Annotated in this window: 10 protein-coding genes; 5 read left to right on the top strand and 5 right to left on the bottom strand. The window is 69.7% G+C overall.

Features of this window, described 5'->3' with window-relative positions; genetic code table 11:
- Positions 1-14: 14 nt before the first annotated feature.
- Both ACQ1RG_RS02525 and ACQ1RG_RS02520 read right to left on the bottom strand, forming a co-directional pair.
- Positions 15-788: an isocitrate lyase/PEP mutase family protein gene (locus tag ACQ1RG_RS02525; protein ID WP_430600464.1), complete on the bottom strand. Its 774-nt coding sequence runs from the start codon at positions 786-788 to the stop codon at positions 15-17.
- Between the two features lie 268 nt (positions 789-1056).
- On the bottom strand, positions 1057-2781 hold the full coding sequence (locus ACQ1RG_RS02520) for an amidase (RefSeq protein WP_009378920.1): 1725 nt from the start codon (positions 2779-2781) through the stop codon (positions 1057-1059).
- Between the two features lie 280 nt (positions 2782-3061).
- On the opposite strand from ACQ1RG_RS02520, the gene mobA reads away from it, so the two are divergent.
- Positions 3062-3661, top strand: coding sequence for a molybdenum cofactor guanylyltransferase (gene mobA / locus ACQ1RG_RS02515; protein WP_009378921.1), 600 nt, complete (start codon positions 3062-3064; stop codon positions 3659-3661).
- Between the two features lie 407 nt (positions 3662-4068).
- Complete coding sequence (locus tag ACQ1RG_RS02510; RefSeq protein ID WP_430600463.1) at positions 4069-7728, top strand: efflux RND transporter permease subunit; 3660 nt, start codon at positions 4069-4071, stop codon at positions 7726-7728.
- Positions 7729-7781: 53 nt separating this feature from the next.
- On the opposite strand, the gene ACQ1RG_RS02505 is transcribed toward ACQ1RG_RS02510, so the two are convergent.
- Positions 7782-8570 (bottom strand): FCD domain-containing protein, encoded by a 789-nt coding sequence (locus tag ACQ1RG_RS02505; RefSeq protein ID WP_131248299.1) that lies wholly within the window; start codon positions 8568-8570, stop codon positions 7782-7784.
- Positions 8571-8766: 196 nt separating this feature from the next.
- Here ACQ1RG_RS02505 and ACQ1RG_RS02500 point away from each other — a divergent pair, with 196 nt between their 5' ends.
- Positions 8767-10026, top strand: a complete 1260-nt coding sequence (locus ACQ1RG_RS02500) for an alpha-hydroxy-acid oxidizing protein (RefSeq protein ID WP_131248300.1) — start codon at positions 8767-8769, stop codon at positions 10024-10026.
- 148 nt (positions 10027-10174) lie between these two features.
- Here the strand turns inward: ACQ1RG_RS02500 and ACQ1RG_RS02495 are convergent, their stop codons facing one another.
- Both ACQ1RG_RS02495 and ACQ1RG_RS02490 read right to left on the bottom strand, forming a co-directional pair.
- A complete protein-coding gene (locus ACQ1RG_RS02495; protein ID WP_131248301.1) occupies positions 10175-10831 on the bottom strand; it encodes a response regulator in 657 nt (218 codons plus the stop codon).
- 4 nt (positions 10832-10835) lie between these two features.
- Positions 10836-12719, bottom strand: a complete 1884-nt coding sequence (locus ACQ1RG_RS02490; RefSeq protein WP_131248302.1) for an ATP-binding protein — start codon at positions 12717-12719, stop codon at positions 10836-10838.
- A 163-nt stretch (positions 12720-12882) separates the two neighbouring features.
- Here ACQ1RG_RS02490 and ACQ1RG_RS02485 point away from each other — a divergent pair, with 163 nt between their 5' ends.
- Positions 12883-14394, top strand: coding sequence for a CitMHS family transporter (locus ACQ1RG_RS02485; protein WP_063250570.1), 1512 nt, complete (start codon positions 12883-12885; stop codon positions 14392-14394).
- A gap of 9 nt (positions 14395-14403) precedes the next feature.
- Positions 14404-14865 carry a universal stress protein gene (locus ACQ1RG_RS02480; protein WP_063250569.1) on the top strand — a complete coding sequence of 154 codons (462 nt, stop codon included), beginning with the start codon at positions 14404-14406 and terminating at the stop codon, positions 14863-14865.
- The last annotated feature ends 310 nt before the right edge of the window (positions 14866-15175 follow it).

The following is a 15175-nucleotide window of genomic DNA, read 5'->3' as shown; positions in this document are numbered from 1 at the left end:
GCCGAGGTGGGGGATCAGTGCCAGGCCTGCGTGACCTCGGCGAACTGCGGGCGCAGGGCCGCCTGGAGCAGCGGGCCGAAGGACACGCGCTTGACGCCGATCTCGGTGAGCTGGGCGAGACCGAGTCCGTCGGGGATCGCTCCGTCGACCGGCTTCGCGGTGACGTTGAGGGGAAGGGGCACCTCGGCGACGACGCGCTTGAGGGTCTCGGTGTCGGGCATCGCGACGGGGTAGACGGAGTCCGCATCCGCCTCGGCGCACAGCTGGAGGCGGCGGATCACCTCGGCGGTGGGGTCGTCGAATCCCTCAGGGGACTTGAAGACATCGGTGCGGGCGTTGATGACGACGTGGACGCGCTGGGCGTCGGCGGCCCGGCGGAGGTCGCCGATGTACTCGGCATGTTCCTCGGCGGTGCGGAGACGACCGGCGCTGTGGACGGTGTCCTCGATGTTGACGCCGACGGCACCGGCCTCGAGGAGACCGGCGATGAGATCGGGTGCAGGCGTGTCATAGCCGGATTCGAGGTCGGCGCTGACGGGGACGTCGACGGATGCGGTGATCCGGGCGATCCCTGCGAGCGCGTCCTCGAGGCGCATGTTCTCCCCGTCTGAGAAGCCGAGGGAGTCGGCGAGTGGGTGGGAACCGACGGTCAGGGCGGTGAACCCGGCGTCGACCATGGCATTCGCCGACCAGGCGTCCCACACGGTGGGCAGGACGACGGGTTTCGCCTGGTGGTGGGCGTCGAGAAGGGCGGCGGCGCGGTCCGCGAGCACAGAGAGGTCTGTCATGGTCCCCACTGTTGCACCACTTGCCCTGAACGCGCCAGCACTATCACCCATTCACCCGAAGAATTCAGAATCACCCGAGGTGGGAGGGAAGACCCCGCGACTTGAGGACCCGCAGTGTCGATCTTCGCGCGCATAATCGACACTCCGGGTCCTCAAGTCGAGGGCAACGGGGGCAGCAGGGCGCCCGCCTCCTCGCGGCGGGTGCTGGTCACTCTGGACAGGGTTCCGGCCCGAAGATCTGCCTGAAGTGACCAGTGCCCGTGGGTGGTCAGAGACGCGGGGTGCGCGGGGGGACCTCGCGGCGGTCGCCGGTGGCCTCGAAGGCGGCGGCGAGGGCGATGAGCGCCGAGTCGTCCCAGCCGCGGCCCGCGATCGTCAGCCCGACGGGGATGCCGGTGTCCGCCATCGTGCCCATCGGCACCGTCACCGACGGGATCCCGAGATGCCTGGGCACGAGGTTGCCGTTGGCCACCCACGTGCCGTTGCGCCAGCCGAGGTCGGCGGAGTCCTCGTCGACGTCCATGTCGGCGGGTCCGACGTCGGCCATCGCGGGGAAGATCACTGCGTCGAGGCCGTTCTCATCCATCCACGCCTCGAGGTCGACCCGCCGGCTGAGTTCGAGGCCGTGGACACCCTCCTCGAGGTGCGGGATGTCCGTCATCGCGGCATACGGGTGCTCCCGCACCTGTGCCGGGTATTCGGCGATGTCGTCGTCGAAGCCGGTGTAGCGGTCGGGCAGCGCACCCTCGGGGTGGGGGAAGATGAGGGCCCCGTCCACCTCGGCGAGCGAGCTGAGGTTCGGGTCCCCGTTGGCTCCGAGGAAGTCGTCCCACGCCCATGCGGAGAGGTCGACGATCTCCCGCTGCAGGTACTCGGGGCTCACCAGGCCGCGGGTTGCGATCGTCGGGGCCCCGGGGCGGTCGCCCTCGTAGTTGCTCACGACGGGGAAGTCGGTCTCGACGACCTCGGCGCCGGCGGCCTCGAGGTCACGCCGTGCCGCCTCCCACAGGGCGATGACCGAATCGCGGGTGACGACGCGCTCACCCGTGGGTCCGCCGATGCCGCCGTCCGGGTTCGTCCCGGCCTCAGGGTCGGCGTTGATGTACATTGTCGGCACGCCGAGGCGCTTGCCGTGAAGCGTCGACTCCGCGGCTGCGCGGTCGGTGGGCAGCAGCGAGGCATACGAGTCGGGGCGGACCGCGGAGGCCGCGGGGATCTCCACCCACGGCTGCACCCGCCAGAAGTCCCCGCGGGTCTGCTCGTCGTCGGCGACGATGACGTCGAGGACTTCGGCGAGGTCGGCCATCGTGCGGGTGTGGGGGACGACGACGTCCATCGTCGGCACGAGCGGCCAGTTCCCGCGCACCGAGATCACCCCGCGCGACGGCGTGTAGGCGATGAGCGCGTTGTGCGAGGCCGGCGCCCGACCCGAGGACCAGGTCTCCTCCCCGAGGCCGAACGCCCCGAAGCTCGCCGTCGTCGCCGTCCCCGACCCGTTCGACGACCCCGAGGCGAAGGCGCTGGTCAGCCAGTCGGCGTTGTAGGGGCTCTCGGCGCGGCCGTAGAGTCCGCGCTGCATGCCGCCGTTGGCCATGGGCGGCATGTTCGTCAGGCCGAGGCAGATCGCCCCGCCCGCGCGCAGCCGCTCGATCGTGAACGCATCCTTCTGGGCGATGAGATCGGCGAAGGCCGGGGAGCCCGAGGCGACCGTGAGCCCGGTGACCATGTAGCTGTCCTTGGCCGTGTACGGGATCCCGTCGAGGGGGCCGAGCGTCTCCCCGCGGGCGCGCCGCTCGTCGGAGGCGACCGCCTCGGCGCGGGCCTCGGGGTTGGCGACGATGACGGAGTTGAGCTTGGTCTCGGTGTCGGGTCCGTCGTACGCGGCGATCCGCTCGAGGTAGGCGTCGACCAGGTCCGCCGAGGTGGTCTCCCCGGACTCGAGCGCCTCGCGCAGGGTCGCGATGGAGGCCTCGACCACGTCGAACTTCGTCATTCTCGTGCTCCTTCGGTGGGTGGGACGGTGACCGCCCGGTGGGTGGGACGGTGACCGCCCGAATGGGTGGGCAGCGGCCGCCTAAGGTGCGGGCAGCGGCCGCCACACGTGCGGGCGATGGGTGCCCCACCAGTATCGCCCACGCACGCCGAGGCGGGCCTACGATTTCCGTCGCCACTGATCCCGAGGCTGCAAGAGAACCTGTCAGAACGACGTCGGGCGGATCGGGACCGCCGAACGGATCAGGACCCCCGAACGGGCCGGGACGTAGGATCGCACTATGTCTCTGCGCGCCATCATCCTCACCGGAGGTCGCTCGAGCCGCTTCGCCGGAGTGCACAAACCCGGGGTCGAGCTCGCCGGCCGGACTGTCATCTCCCGCATCCTGGCGACCGTCCGCGACGCGGATCCCCTCGCCGAGGTGGTTGTGGCCGGACGTGCCGATGGACTCGACGCCGAGGAGGCGGAGACCGTTGCGATCGTGCGGGAACGGCCGGAGTTCGCCGGGCCGCTGGCGGGGATCGCCGTCGCCGATGCTTCCTCGGCAGCCGAGCGCGCCGACATCACCCTCGTCATCGCCGGCGATATGCCGATGGTCACCGCGAACCACATCGCCGACCTCATCGAGGAGTGCGCCCGGACCGGACGTCCCGTGACCGGCACCGACGACCGCGGCAAGGCTCAGTTCCTCTGCGCGGCATGGCCGAGCCGATTGCTGCGCTCGCGCCTCAAGGAGATCGGCGATCCGACGGACAAGGCGGTGAAGCTCCTCTTCGCCGAGGGTGAACCGATCGTCATCGACGTCGACCCGGGCGTCGTGCTCGACTTCGACACCGCCGACGAGCTCGCCCGGGTCCGGTCTCGATTCGACGGAGACTGATCGGCCCCCACCCGGCGGCCGGCCATCCGGTCGCCCCTCGCCGGAGGAGCATTTCCGCAGGTCGAAGACGGGGGAAAACACCCCTGTGGTCCCGACCGCGCGCCCCTAGGATCGAACCGTGAGCACCACCTGAGACTACGCCGACATCTCCCATGAAGGGATCTCTCCCCGGAGGAGCATCCCCCATGAGGGGGAGGCGAATGACAACTTTCGGGGGACGCGCCACGCCTGCCGAGCCTGAGAGACTGAACTCGTTCGTCCGACGAACGCCGCCCTCGACCTGCGCACCGGTCGCCTCGTCCGGTCGCCTCGCACCCGACCGCGTCGTCCCCGATCGCCCGCACCGCAGCCCATCGGCGCCACCCTGCGCCCGAAAACCGGAGGAACCCGTGTCCCAGCTGACCAGGATGAGTCTGAAGAACCGTCTCATCGTCGGACTGCTCACCCTCGTCATCGCCGTCTTCGGCGTCGTGGCGACGACCTCGCTCAACCAGGAGACGATGCCGTCGGTCGACCTCCCGGGCACGACGGTGCAGGCGACGATCCCCGGCGCCTCACCCGAGGTCGTCGAGGAGACAGTGACGAAGCCGCTGGAGACGGCCCTCGATTCCGTCGGCGATCTCGAATCGGTGCAGACGACCACCTCGGCGGGGATGATGTCGGCCTCCGTGACGTGGCCGTTCGGCAAGGACTCGGAGAAGATGGCCGACTCCGTCCGGTCCGCCGTCGACGGGGCGAAGGCGAATCTGCCGGCCGACGCCGAGGTGGAGGTCCTCTCCCAGCAGATCGACGACTTCCCCGTCGTCATGTTCGCCGTCTCCGGCGGGGACCCCGCCACCCTCGGCGACCGCCTCGAGACCGACCTCGTCCCCGAACTCCAGGCCATTGAGGGCGTGGCGAGCGTCGACGTCTCCGGACAGACCGAGCAGCGGGTGAACATCGCCTTCCGCCCCGACGACGTCAACGACAAGGGCGTCGTCACCGCCTCCGTGCCCGACGAGCTCAAGGGGGCGGGCACCGTCGTGCCCGCCGGGCAGAGCGCGCAGGGGGAGACCGCGATGGCCGTCGAGGTGGGCACGCCCGTCGACGCTGTCGAGCAGATCGAGAACACCCCGATCCGCACCGCCGACGGCACTGTCCTGTTGAAGGACGTCGCCGACGTCTCCCTCGACGCGGTCGAGAAGACCTCGCTCTCGCGCGCCGGAGGCAAGGACTCGGTGACCGTGTCCGTCGTCAAGGGCCAGGACGACAACGTCGTCGAGGTCTCGAACCGGGTGGCCGAGGTCCTCGCCGCCTCGCAGTCGACGCTCGGCGACGACGTCGAGTTCACGACGATCTTCGACCAGGCACCGGAGATCGAGAAGTCGATCAAGGACCTCTCCGTCGAAGGCGGCCTCGGCCTCCTCTTCGCCGTCCTCGTCATCCTCGCGTTCCTCGGCTCGTTCCGCTCGACCGTCGTCGCCGCGATCTCGATCCCGATGTCGCTGCTCATCGCGATGATCGGCCTCATGGTCGGCGACTACACCCTTAACATCCTCACCCTCGGCGCGCTGACGATCGCCGTCGGCCGCGTCGTCGACGACTCCATCGTCGTCATCGAGAACATCCGCCGCCGTCAGGGCACCACGGAGCTGACGATCCCGGACATCGTCGCCTCCGTCCGGCAGGTCGCCGGAGCGATCACCGCCTCGACGCTGACGACGGTCGCCGTCTTCCTCCCCATCGCCTTCGTCGACGGCATCGCCGGGCAGCTCTTCCGCCCGTTCTCCGTCACCGTCACCCTTGCCCTCCTCGCCTCGCTGCTCGTCGCCCTGACGATCGTGCCCGTGTTCAGCTACTGGGTGCTGCGGCGCAGCCCCAAGCCGCTGTCGCCGAAGCGGCAGGCCGCCGCCGACGAGCGCTACGAGGCGTGGGTCGCACGCCAGGAGGCGAAGTCGCAGCGCCGGGCCGAGCGCCGGCAGGCGAAGATCGAGAGGAAGAACGCCAAGCGCGCCGAGAAGGGCAAGGAGCTCCTCCCCGCCGCCACGGTCGTGCCCGCCCCGCGTCCCGTGCCCGGCGAAGGGGAGGCCTCGGACCGCATCGACCGTCTCCAGCAGCGCGGACTGCCCGCGATCCTCGCCGCCCTCCGCCACCCGTGGCGCACCATCGCCTTCTCCGTCGTCGTCTTCATCGTCACGATGATGCTCGCGAGCTTCCTCAAGACCGACCTGCTCGGCTCCGCGGGACAGAACTCGCTCTTCGTCACCCAGACCCTGCCAGCCGGTGCCTCCCTCGAGGCCAGCGATGCGGCAGCGAAGCGGGTCGAAGAGGTCCTCGGTGCCGACGGCGACGTCGAGACGTACTCGTCGACGGTCAACGGCCCCGAGTCGGGGGCCGAGAACAGCTTCAACGTCACCCTCGCCGAGGACTCCGACGGTCAGGACGCGATCACCCGGATCCGCAGTCAGCTCGAGAGCCTCGGCGACGACGCCGGCGAGATCGAGGTCCAAGGCGCCGGCGCCGGCGCGAACGAGGACGTCGAGATCACGCTCTCGGGCTCCGACCTCGGCGCCCTGCGCAAAGCCGCGGACGCCGTGACGACGTCGATGGCCGAGTCGACGGGGGTGGCGACCGCCCGCAACGACCTCGCCTCCGACCAGCCGATCATCCAGGTCGACGTCGACCGGCAGAAGGCCGCGGACTACGGCTACAGCCAGGCCGAACTCGGTCAGGCGATCGCCGCCGCCCTCCACGGCACCGAGGCGGGCACGATCACCCTCGAGGGGGAGGAGCGCGACATCTTCGTCGCGCCGACGAACCCCGACGCCTCACCCGATGAGATCCGTGCGCTCGAACTGCCCGTGACCGAGGTGCAGACGAAGAACGCGCAGGAGGACGCAACCGACCGGATCAAGGAGGAGACCGACGCACGGACCGAGCGCGCCCAGCGCAGGGCCGAGGACGATGCGGCCGAACAGCTCGACGCCGCCCGCGAGGCCCGCGACACCGCCGCCGACCAGCTCGAGGAGGCCAGGCAGGCTCTGCGCGACGTCGAGAACCCGCCCCCGCCGAAGAGCCCGGGTGAGATGCGCCAGGACCAGATCGACCAGGCCCGTGAGGGCGTCGAGGCGGCGGAGAAGGGTCTGCGCGAGGCCAATCAGGCCATCGACGACCTCATCGACGGTCAGGCCGAGCAGCGTCAGTCCCAGGCCGAGGACGAGCGGCTGGCCGACGAGCAGGAGGCGATCACCGACATCAAGGGCGATCCCATCACCGTCGACGAGGTCGCCGAGGTCAGGGAGACGACCACGCCGGCGACGATCACCCGCGCCGACGGCAACCGTCAGGTCACGGTCTTCGCGACCCCGGCCGAGGGTCAGCTCGACGCGGTCAACGCGGCCGCCCAGCAGCTGACGACGACGATGGATCTGCCGGCCGGGGTGAGCTTCGACGTCGGCGGTGCCAGCGCCGAACAGGCCGAGTCCTTCGCCCAGCTCGGATGGGCGATGCTCGTGGCGATCGTCCTCGTCTTCCTCGTCATGATCGCGACGTTCCGCAGCTTCGTCCAACCGCTCATCCTGCTCGTGTCGATCCCCTTCGCCGCGACCGGTGCCGTGCTCCTTCTCCTCGCCACGGGCATTCCGTTGGGCATCCCCTCGCTCATCGGTCTGCTCATGCTCATCGGCATCGTGGTGACGAACGCGATCGTCCTCATCGACCTCATCAACAAGCTGCGCGACCACGGCATGGGCCTCGAGGACGCGATCGTCCACGGCACCCGGCTGCGCCTGCGTCCGATCCTCATGACGGCGGCGGCGACGGTGTTCGCGCTCATCCCGATGTCGCTCGGGCTCACCGGGGGCGGGGTCTTCATCTCGCAGCCGCTGGCCGTCGTCGTCATCGGCGGGCTCACCTCGTCGACGGTGCTCACCCTCATCCTCGTCCCCGCGCTCTACCTCCTCGTCGAACGGCGCAAGGAGCGGGGTGCCGCGCGTCGAGCCGAGAAGGCCGCCCGGAAGCAGGAGGCCGAACAGGCGCGGATCGAGGAGGAGACCGCCGAGGTGGTCGGCCGGCACGCGGGGGAGTGACCGACCGCCCGGCTCGGGCCCCCGCCGAGGCGGTCCTGGGCGGTCCCGTCCTGTCAGCCGTCGGTGAGCGCCGGCAGCGCCTGCGCGGCGGTGAGGATGTGCACCTCCGTCAGCTGCGCGGCGCGGCCGGCGTCCCCGGCGGCGATCGCATCGCGGATCGCGTGGTGCTGGGCCTGCAGGGTGGCCATGAGCTCGGCCGGGTCGTCGACGGCGCGGAAGGCTGCGAGGATCGGGCGGCGCAGCGAGCTGCGGATCGCCCCGGTGAGGTCGGAGAAGAGCTGGTTGCCCGTCGCCTGGGCGATGGCGACGTGGAAGTCGGTGTCGGCGTCGTTGAACACCTCGAGACTGATGCCGGGGGTGTCCATGATCGCCAGGGTCGCGTGAAGGCGAGCGAGGTCGTCATCGCTCGCCTGCGCCGAGGCCAGCGCCGCGCTCGAGCGCTCGAGCTGGATGCGCGTCTCGATGACCTCGTCGACGCTGAAGTTCGTCAGCGCGACGTGGAGGCGGAGGAAGCGGGTGAGTGCCTCGCGCGGCAGGGAGGCGATGAACGTCCCTGCTCCCCGTCCCGAACCGCCGCTCGAGCGGATGACGCCGAGGCTCTCGAGCACCCGCAGCGCCTCGCGCACGCTCGCCCGGCTGACCTTGAGGCTGGCGGCGAGTTCGCGTTCGGCGGGCAGGGGATCGCCGACGGCGAGCGAACCGGCCATGATCTGCTCCTCGATCGCGTCGATGACGAGTTCGTGGGTGCTCGGCCTCGTCACCGGCCTCCACTCCGGGCTCTGGGTCGCCGCAGCGGCCTCGGCCGCCGCACCTGCCGTGCCGCCGGCTGCCTTCTCGCTCATCCCGTTCCCTCCTCGGCGTTCGCCGCCTGGGTCGTATCGCGGACTCGAGCACAGACACCCTTGACGGTCTTCCGCATTCGGTCCTATGCTCAGATTAATGGTCTGACCTCATGAATGTCATACGTCAGACCGGTACCCCCTCAGCGCCCGGCGCGTCCCTCAGCGCGGAATATCGCAGAACGAAGGAGTCCCATCCATGGTCAAACGGCAGATCCCCAAGCCCGCGGAGATCTTCGAGCTGATGAAGTTCAAGAAGCTCGAACTCGATCCGAAGAAGCGCCGCCTCGACGCGGCGCTGACGATCGAGGACCTGCGCAGGATCGCGAAGCGGCGCACGCCCGCCGCGGCCTTCGACTACACCGACGGCGCGGCCGAGGGCGAGATCTCGATGGACCGCTCCGTGCAGGCGTTCGAGGACATCGAATTCCACCCCTCGATCCTGGGCGACGTCTCCCACGTCGACACGACGACGCAGATCCTCGGCGGCAGCTCGGCCATGCCGTTCGGCATCGCCCCCACCGGCTTCACCCGGCTCATGCAGACCGAGGGGGAGATCGCCGGAGCCTCGGCCGCCGGCGAGGCGGGCATCCCCTTCACGCTCTCGACGCTCGGCACGACCTCGATCGAGGACGTGCGGGCTGCCAACCCGTACGGACGCAACTGGTTCCAGCTCTACGTCATGCGCCAGCGTGAGATCTCCTACGGACTCGTCGAACGCGCTGCGCAGGCCGGATTCGACTCCCTCTTCTTCACCGTCGACACCCCGGTCGGCGGGGCCCGGCTGCGCGACGTCCGCAACGGCTTCTCGATCCCCCCACAGCTCACCCCGAAGACCGTCCTCGACGCACTCCCGCGGCCCTGGTGGTGGTGGGACTTCCTCACGACCGAGAAGCTCGAGTTCGCCTCTCTGTCCGAGACCGGGGGCACCGTCGGCGAGCTCATCGACTCGGCGATGGATCCGACGATCGACTTCGACGACCTCGCGACGATCCGCGGGATGTGGCCCGGGAAGTTCGCCGTCAAGGGCGTCCAGACCGTCGCCGATGCGAAGCGGCTGGCAGACCTCGGCGTCGACGCCATCGTCCTGTCCAACCACGGCGGTCGACAGCTCGACCGGGCACCCGTGCCCTTCGAACTCCTCCCCGAGGTGGCCCGTGAGGTCGGTGACGACGTCGAGATCATCATCGACACCGGCATCCGCAACGGTGCCGACATCGTCGCCTCCCTCGCCCTCGGCGCGGACTTCACGCTCATCGGCCGCGCCTACCTCTACGGACTCATGGCCGGCGGCCGCGCCGGCGTCGACCGGACGATCGCGATCCTCCGCGAGCAGATCGAACGGACGATGAAGCTCCTCCAGGTCTCGACGGTCGCCGAACTCGAACCGAGCCACGTCACGCAGCTCTCGCGCTTCTCCCGCGCGGACCGGGCCGCCGTCGACGACGAACTCGGCTGAGGCCGGGGCGCTGTCCCCGCTCAGCGACCCGGCGAGGAGGATCCGGTGCGAGATCGGCGTCGATGTCGACTCGGATCCTCCTCGCCGACGTCGTCCGACCGGGGCACCGTGTCGGGCACGGGCGCTGACCCCGGCCTCGCCGAGGTGGTCACCCCGTCTGGTAGAGGTGCTCGGGGCGGCCCGTGCTCCCGTACTGGAGGGTGACAGTGACCGCCCGGGACTCGGCGAGCTTCGCGAGATGCCGCTGTGCGGTCGCTCGAGAGGCCCCGACCGCCTCGGCGATCTCCACCGCCGTCATCGGCTGCTTCGCGGCCTCGAGCGCATCGAGGATCCGGCTCGTCGTCGACGACCGCGTGCCCGAGGCGGACCCGGTGCCGGAGGACGAGGCGTCGTGGAGGGTCCGCAGGAGCCGGTCGAGGTCGGCCTGCTGGATCCGGTCGCGCTCCCAGTAGCGGCGATAGCGGGCGTAGCGGCGGAGGAAGGATTGGAGGTGCTCGGCGGGGAAGGGCTTGACGATGTAGGTGAGCGCGCCCGCGCGCAGAGCCGAGCGCACGATCTGCGGATCGGCGACGGCGGAGAGCACAGCGGCATCGACCTCGGTCTCGCGGATGAGTTCGACGCCGGTGCCCTCGGGCAGGACGTAGTCGGCGAGGATGAGGTCGACGTCCTGCTCGGCGAGCACGGTCCGCGCGGTGCGCAGGTCCTGGACCGGGTCGAGCGCCCGGAAGCCGGGCACGTCGCCCACGTACTGCGCGTGGATCCGGCCCACGTAGAAGTCGTCGTCGAGCACGAGCACATTGATCATCAGCTCACTCCTTCTCTGTCTCGTCGGCGCGCGGCACGGTCGTGTCGTCTGTGCGCGGCGGTTTCTCGTCGTCCTCGATGAGCACCCCGGGCAGGCGCATCCCGAAGCTCGCCCCGCCGAGGTGGGGGTCGTGTCCGTCGACGAGCCACACCCGACCGTCGTGACGGTTCGCGACCCGACGGCACAGGGCGAGTCCGAGACCGAGCCCGTGGATCGGTCCGGTGCCGTCGTCTGACCGGTCCCCGCCATCTGCGCGGTCACCGGCACCTGTGGACTGCGCATCCCCGCTCACACCCTCGTCGAAGATCCTCTCGGCGTCGGCCGGGTCGATGCCCGATCCGGTGTCGGTGACGAGCCCGTGGAGCTCCCCGTCGGCACCGAGGAGTTCGACCTCGACGAGGTCGGAGACGGGCGGGCGTGCGGCGGCCTCCTCGCCCGAGGTGCGGCGGCGGACGACGGCGCGCACGGCGTTGTCGATGAGGTTGCCGAGGACGAGAGTGACGTCCTCGGGGTCGGTGACCCTGCCGATCACGAGGGAGTCGGGGGCGACCCGCAGGGTCACACCCGCCTCGGCGGCGGTGGTCCCCTTCGCCTCGAGGACCGCGCGGAGGTACGGGTCGGTGATCGGGTCGAGGCCTTCGACGGGAGCGGCCAAGGGACCGGTGCCGAGGATCGACTCGAGGTAGCTGCTCGCCTCATCGGTCGCGCCGGTGTCGACGAGGCCGAGCACGGTGTGGAGGCGGTTGGCGAACTCGTGGCGCTGGGCGCGCAGGGCATCGGCCATCGCAGTGACGGATTCGAGCTGTCGGGCCATGGTGAGCATCGTCGTCTCGTCGCGCAGCGTGACGACGCCGCCGACGGAGACCCCGTCGCGGCGCACGCGCACCGCTGTGGCCAGCAGGATCTTGTCTCCGACAGTGATCCGCCGGCGCAGGGCACCGTGCTCGGGGGCCTCGGCCATCATCGTCCGGATCGACACCGGCAGGTCGTCGACGACGCCCTCGCGGGAGTCGACGATGTCCTCGCGGACATCGGCACCGTCCTGTGGGGGAGCGGCTGCGTCGCCTGGGGAGTCCGTGTCCGAGCTGTCCGTGTCGGTGTCGTCGGCCGCCTCGGCGAGGAGGTCCCGGGCGGCGGCGTTGCTCAGGGTCAGCTCCCCGTCGGAGTCGAAGCCGAGGACGCCGTCGTCGAGTCCGCGCAGCACTGCTCCCTGGTCGCGGGCCATCTCGGCGAGCTCCTCGGGACCGACGCCGAGGGTCTCCCGGCGCAGGCGCCGACCGAGGGTGATCGACGCGAGGACCCCGATGCCGAGGGCGAGGACGGAGACGGAGCCGAGGGCTGCGAATTCGCGGCGGAGGTCGGCGTTGAGCACCGAGGTGTGGATGCCGACCGACACCTCGCCGACGACCGTGCCGTCGCCGGTGGACGAGTAGATGGGGACCTTCGCCCGGACCGTGCTCCCGAGCGTGCCGACCTCCTGGGTGACGGATTCACGGCCCGCGAGCGCCTCGTCGGGCGAGGTCGAGACCGGCTTGCCGATGAGGTCGGGGTTGGGGTGGGTGAGCCGGATCCCGCGGTCGTCGGTGATGACGGCGAACTGGATGCCCGAGCGGTCGCGCAGCTCCCGGGTGATCGCGCGCAGCGAATCGGTGATCTCCTTCGCCGGCATCGGGTCGCGGGCTTCCGAGGCCCGGGTCGATCCCTCCCGCACCTCCGGCGCCGAGGCGAGTGCCCGGGCGGTCGCGAGCGCCTCGGTCTCGCTGACATCGGTCACCGCGCGCGCCGCCATCCACGCGAACACGCCCGTGACCAGGGCCAAGGTCGCCACGATGACCGCGAGCTGGCTGACCAGGACACGGCGGGAGAAGGCTCGAGATGAGCGGGACACCTCTCCACAGTAGCCACCACTGAGCAGAATGAGCAAAAGTGGCAGAACGGGCAGAACGCGATCAGTGCACTTAAGCGCGCGGCGGTGATCGCCTCGGGTCTAGCGTGTATCCCGCATCACGTGCGTGTATCGCGCATCACAAACGCCTTCGAAGGAGAAGTCCGTGCTCGTCATCCTCGGATTCGCGATGATCGTCGTCTTCATGACGCTGATCATGACCAAGCGACTCTCGCCGATCCTGGCACTCATCATCGTCCCGACCATCTTCGGTCTCTTCGCCGGTGCCGGCCTCGGCATCGGCGAGATGGTCATGGACGCCATCGCCTCGATGTCGTCGACGGCTGCCCTGCTGCTCTTCGCCATCATCTACTTCGGCATCATGATCGACGTCGGACTCTTCGACAGGCTCGTCGAGTTCATCCTCCGCATCGCCGGCAACGACCCGGTCAAGGTGGTCCTCGGCACCGCGCTGCTCACCGGTGCCGTCTCCCTCGACGGTGACGGGTCGACGACGTTCATCGTCGTCACCGCCGCGATGCTGCCGATCTACCAGCGCCTCGAGATGTCCCCGGTCGTTCTCACCTGTGTGGCGGGCCTCATCAACGGCACGCTCAACATCGTCCCGTGGGGCGGGCCGACGGCCAGGGCCTCCTCGGCGCTGCAGATCGATGCGAACGAGATCTTCGCCCCCATGGTTCCAGCGCTCGCCGCCGGGCTGCTCGTCTGCTTCGTCTTCGCGTACTTCCTCGGACTCTCCGAGCGTCGCCGCCTGGCGAAGAACGGCGTGACCTGGGTCGAGGACCGCACGAAGGGCTTCGGCCGCAAGCGCGAACTCGTCGGTGCCGTGGCGCGCTCGGCCTCCGGCGCAGGCACCACCGGCACCATCGGAGGTTCGACCGGCACCGGCACCGGGGCCGGGGCCACGGGCACTGCCTCGGGCGGCAACGGGGCCTCGGTCTCCGTCGGCGGACCTAACGACGGTGCCGACGAGGAGCCTGCGACCTCCTCGGCGAGCTCCCTCACGGACACCGCACTCGACCCCAACCGTCCGACGCTGCGGCCGAAGCTGTTCTGGTTCAACCTCTCGCTCACGCTCGCCGTCATGGTCATGCTCGTCCTCGACGTCCTGCCGCTGCCGTACCTGTTCATGATCGCCATGGTCATCGCGCTCATGGTCAACTTCCCGAAGATCAAGGACCAGCAGGCCGAGCTCGCCTCCCACGCCTCGGCGATCATCGCCGTCGTCGCCATGGTCATGGCCGCCGGCGTGCTCACGGGCATCATGAGCGGCACCGGGATGGTCGATGCGATGGCCGCGTGGCTCGTCGACATCATCCCGTCCTCGATGGGACCGTACATGGCTGTCATCACCGGTCTGCTCTCGATCCCGATGACGTTCTTCATGAGCAACGACGCGTTCTACTTCGGAATCCTCCCGGTCCTCGCCGAGACCGCCGCGCACTACGGGATCTCGGCCGCCGACATGGCACGGGCCTCGATCACCGGTCAGCCCGTGCACATGCAGTCGCCGCTCGTGCCCGCGATCCTCCTGCTCGTCTCGCTCGCCGGCGTCGACCTGGGCGACCATCACAAGAAGGTGCTGTGGCGGGCGCTGCTCGTCTCACTCGTCATGCTCGCCGTCGGTGTGCTCATCGGCGTCATCGCCATCGGATAAGGGGCCGTCATGACCGATCTCTACTCGACTCCCCGTGACCGTCGTCCTGTTCCGTCCCTGCAGGTGGCGGCCTCGGCCGGCATCGCCGAGGCGGAGCGGACCGTCGTCCTCGCGCTGCGTCTCGATGCGCCGGGGACCGTCCTCGACACCGCGCTGCGCATGGCCCGGTTCGAGGGGGCGGCGCTGCGGGTCGTCGTCTTCTCCTCCGACAGTCCCGCGGGCCCGCTCGACAACGATCCCGCCCAGATCACCGAGCTCGTCGAGGCCCTCAGCTCCGCGGGCGTCGAGTTCGAGGTCCTGCGCGCCGAGGCGGACGTCGCCTCCCAGGTCATCGACCTCGCCGACGAGCAGTCCGCCGAGCTCATCGTCATCTCCACCCGGCGGCGCTCGGCGGTGATGAAGCTGCTGCTCGGTTCGAGCGTCCAGCGCGTCATCCTCGAGGCGACCTGCCCGGTGGTCGTCGTCAAGTAGGGGCGGGTGCCCGCGCCGCGTGCGCCCACTCGGGGTCGGTTCGTCTCGAACCGGCCCCGTTCTCATGCCGCAACGGTGCCTTGGAAGAACTGTAGGATCTCGTGGAACTTGTCATAGGCACAGCCCGCTGACTTGGGAAGCGACACAAAGGTGAGACCGCTCCCGTCTCATCATCTTGTCAAAATCCTCAGACCCATTTGATGCAGCAAGCCGCGTGAACCCACGTAGATAACCAACGTGCTGCCTCTGGGGCCAGGGAGAAGTCGCTCAGACGAATCGCTAGTAAAGACAACCTTCTGCAAGCCTGTCA

Origin of the sequence: Brevibacterium sp. K72 (genome assembly GCF_050562175.1) — a bacterium.
GTDB classification, from domain to species: domain Bacteria; phylum Actinomycetota; class Actinomycetes; order Actinomycetales; family Brevibacteriaceae; genus Brevibacterium; species Brevibacterium casei.
This window is presented reverse-complemented; position numbering and strand designations above follow the sequence as displayed.

Excerpts from the sequence above, each read along its gene's own strand:
- ACQ1RG_RS02525 (WP_430600464.1), bottom strand. The coding sequence starts at position 788 with ATGACAGACCTCTCTGTGCTCGCGGACCGCGCCGCCGCCCTTCTCGAC.
- ACQ1RG_RS02520 (WP_009378920.1), bottom strand. The coding sequence starts at position 2,781 with ATGACGAAGTTCGACGTGGTCGAGGCCTCCATCGCGACCCTGCGCGAG.
- mobA (WP_009378921.1), top strand. The coding sequence starts at position 3,062 with ATGTCTCTGCGCGCCATCATCCTCACCGGAGGTCGCTCGAGCCGCTTC.
- ACQ1RG_RS02510 (WP_430600463.1), top strand. The coding sequence starts at position 4,069 with ATGAGTCTGAAGAACCGTCTCATCGTCGGACTGCTCACCCTCGTCATC.
- ACQ1RG_RS02505 (WP_131248299.1), bottom strand. The coding sequence starts at position 8,570 with ATGAGCGAGAAGGCAGCCGGCGGCACGGCAGGTGCGGCGGCCGAGGCC.
- ACQ1RG_RS02500 (WP_131248300.1), top strand. The coding sequence starts at position 8,767 with ATGGTCAAACGGCAGATCCCCAAGCCCGCGGAGATCTTCGAGCTGATG.
- ACQ1RG_RS02495 (WP_131248301.1), bottom strand. The coding sequence starts at position 10,831 with ATGATCAATGTGCTCGTGCTCGACGACGACTTCTACGTGGGCCGGATC.
- ACQ1RG_RS02480 (WP_063250569.1), top strand. The coding sequence starts at position 14,404 with ATGACCGATCTCTACTCGACTCCCCGTGACCGTCGTCCTGTTCCGTCC.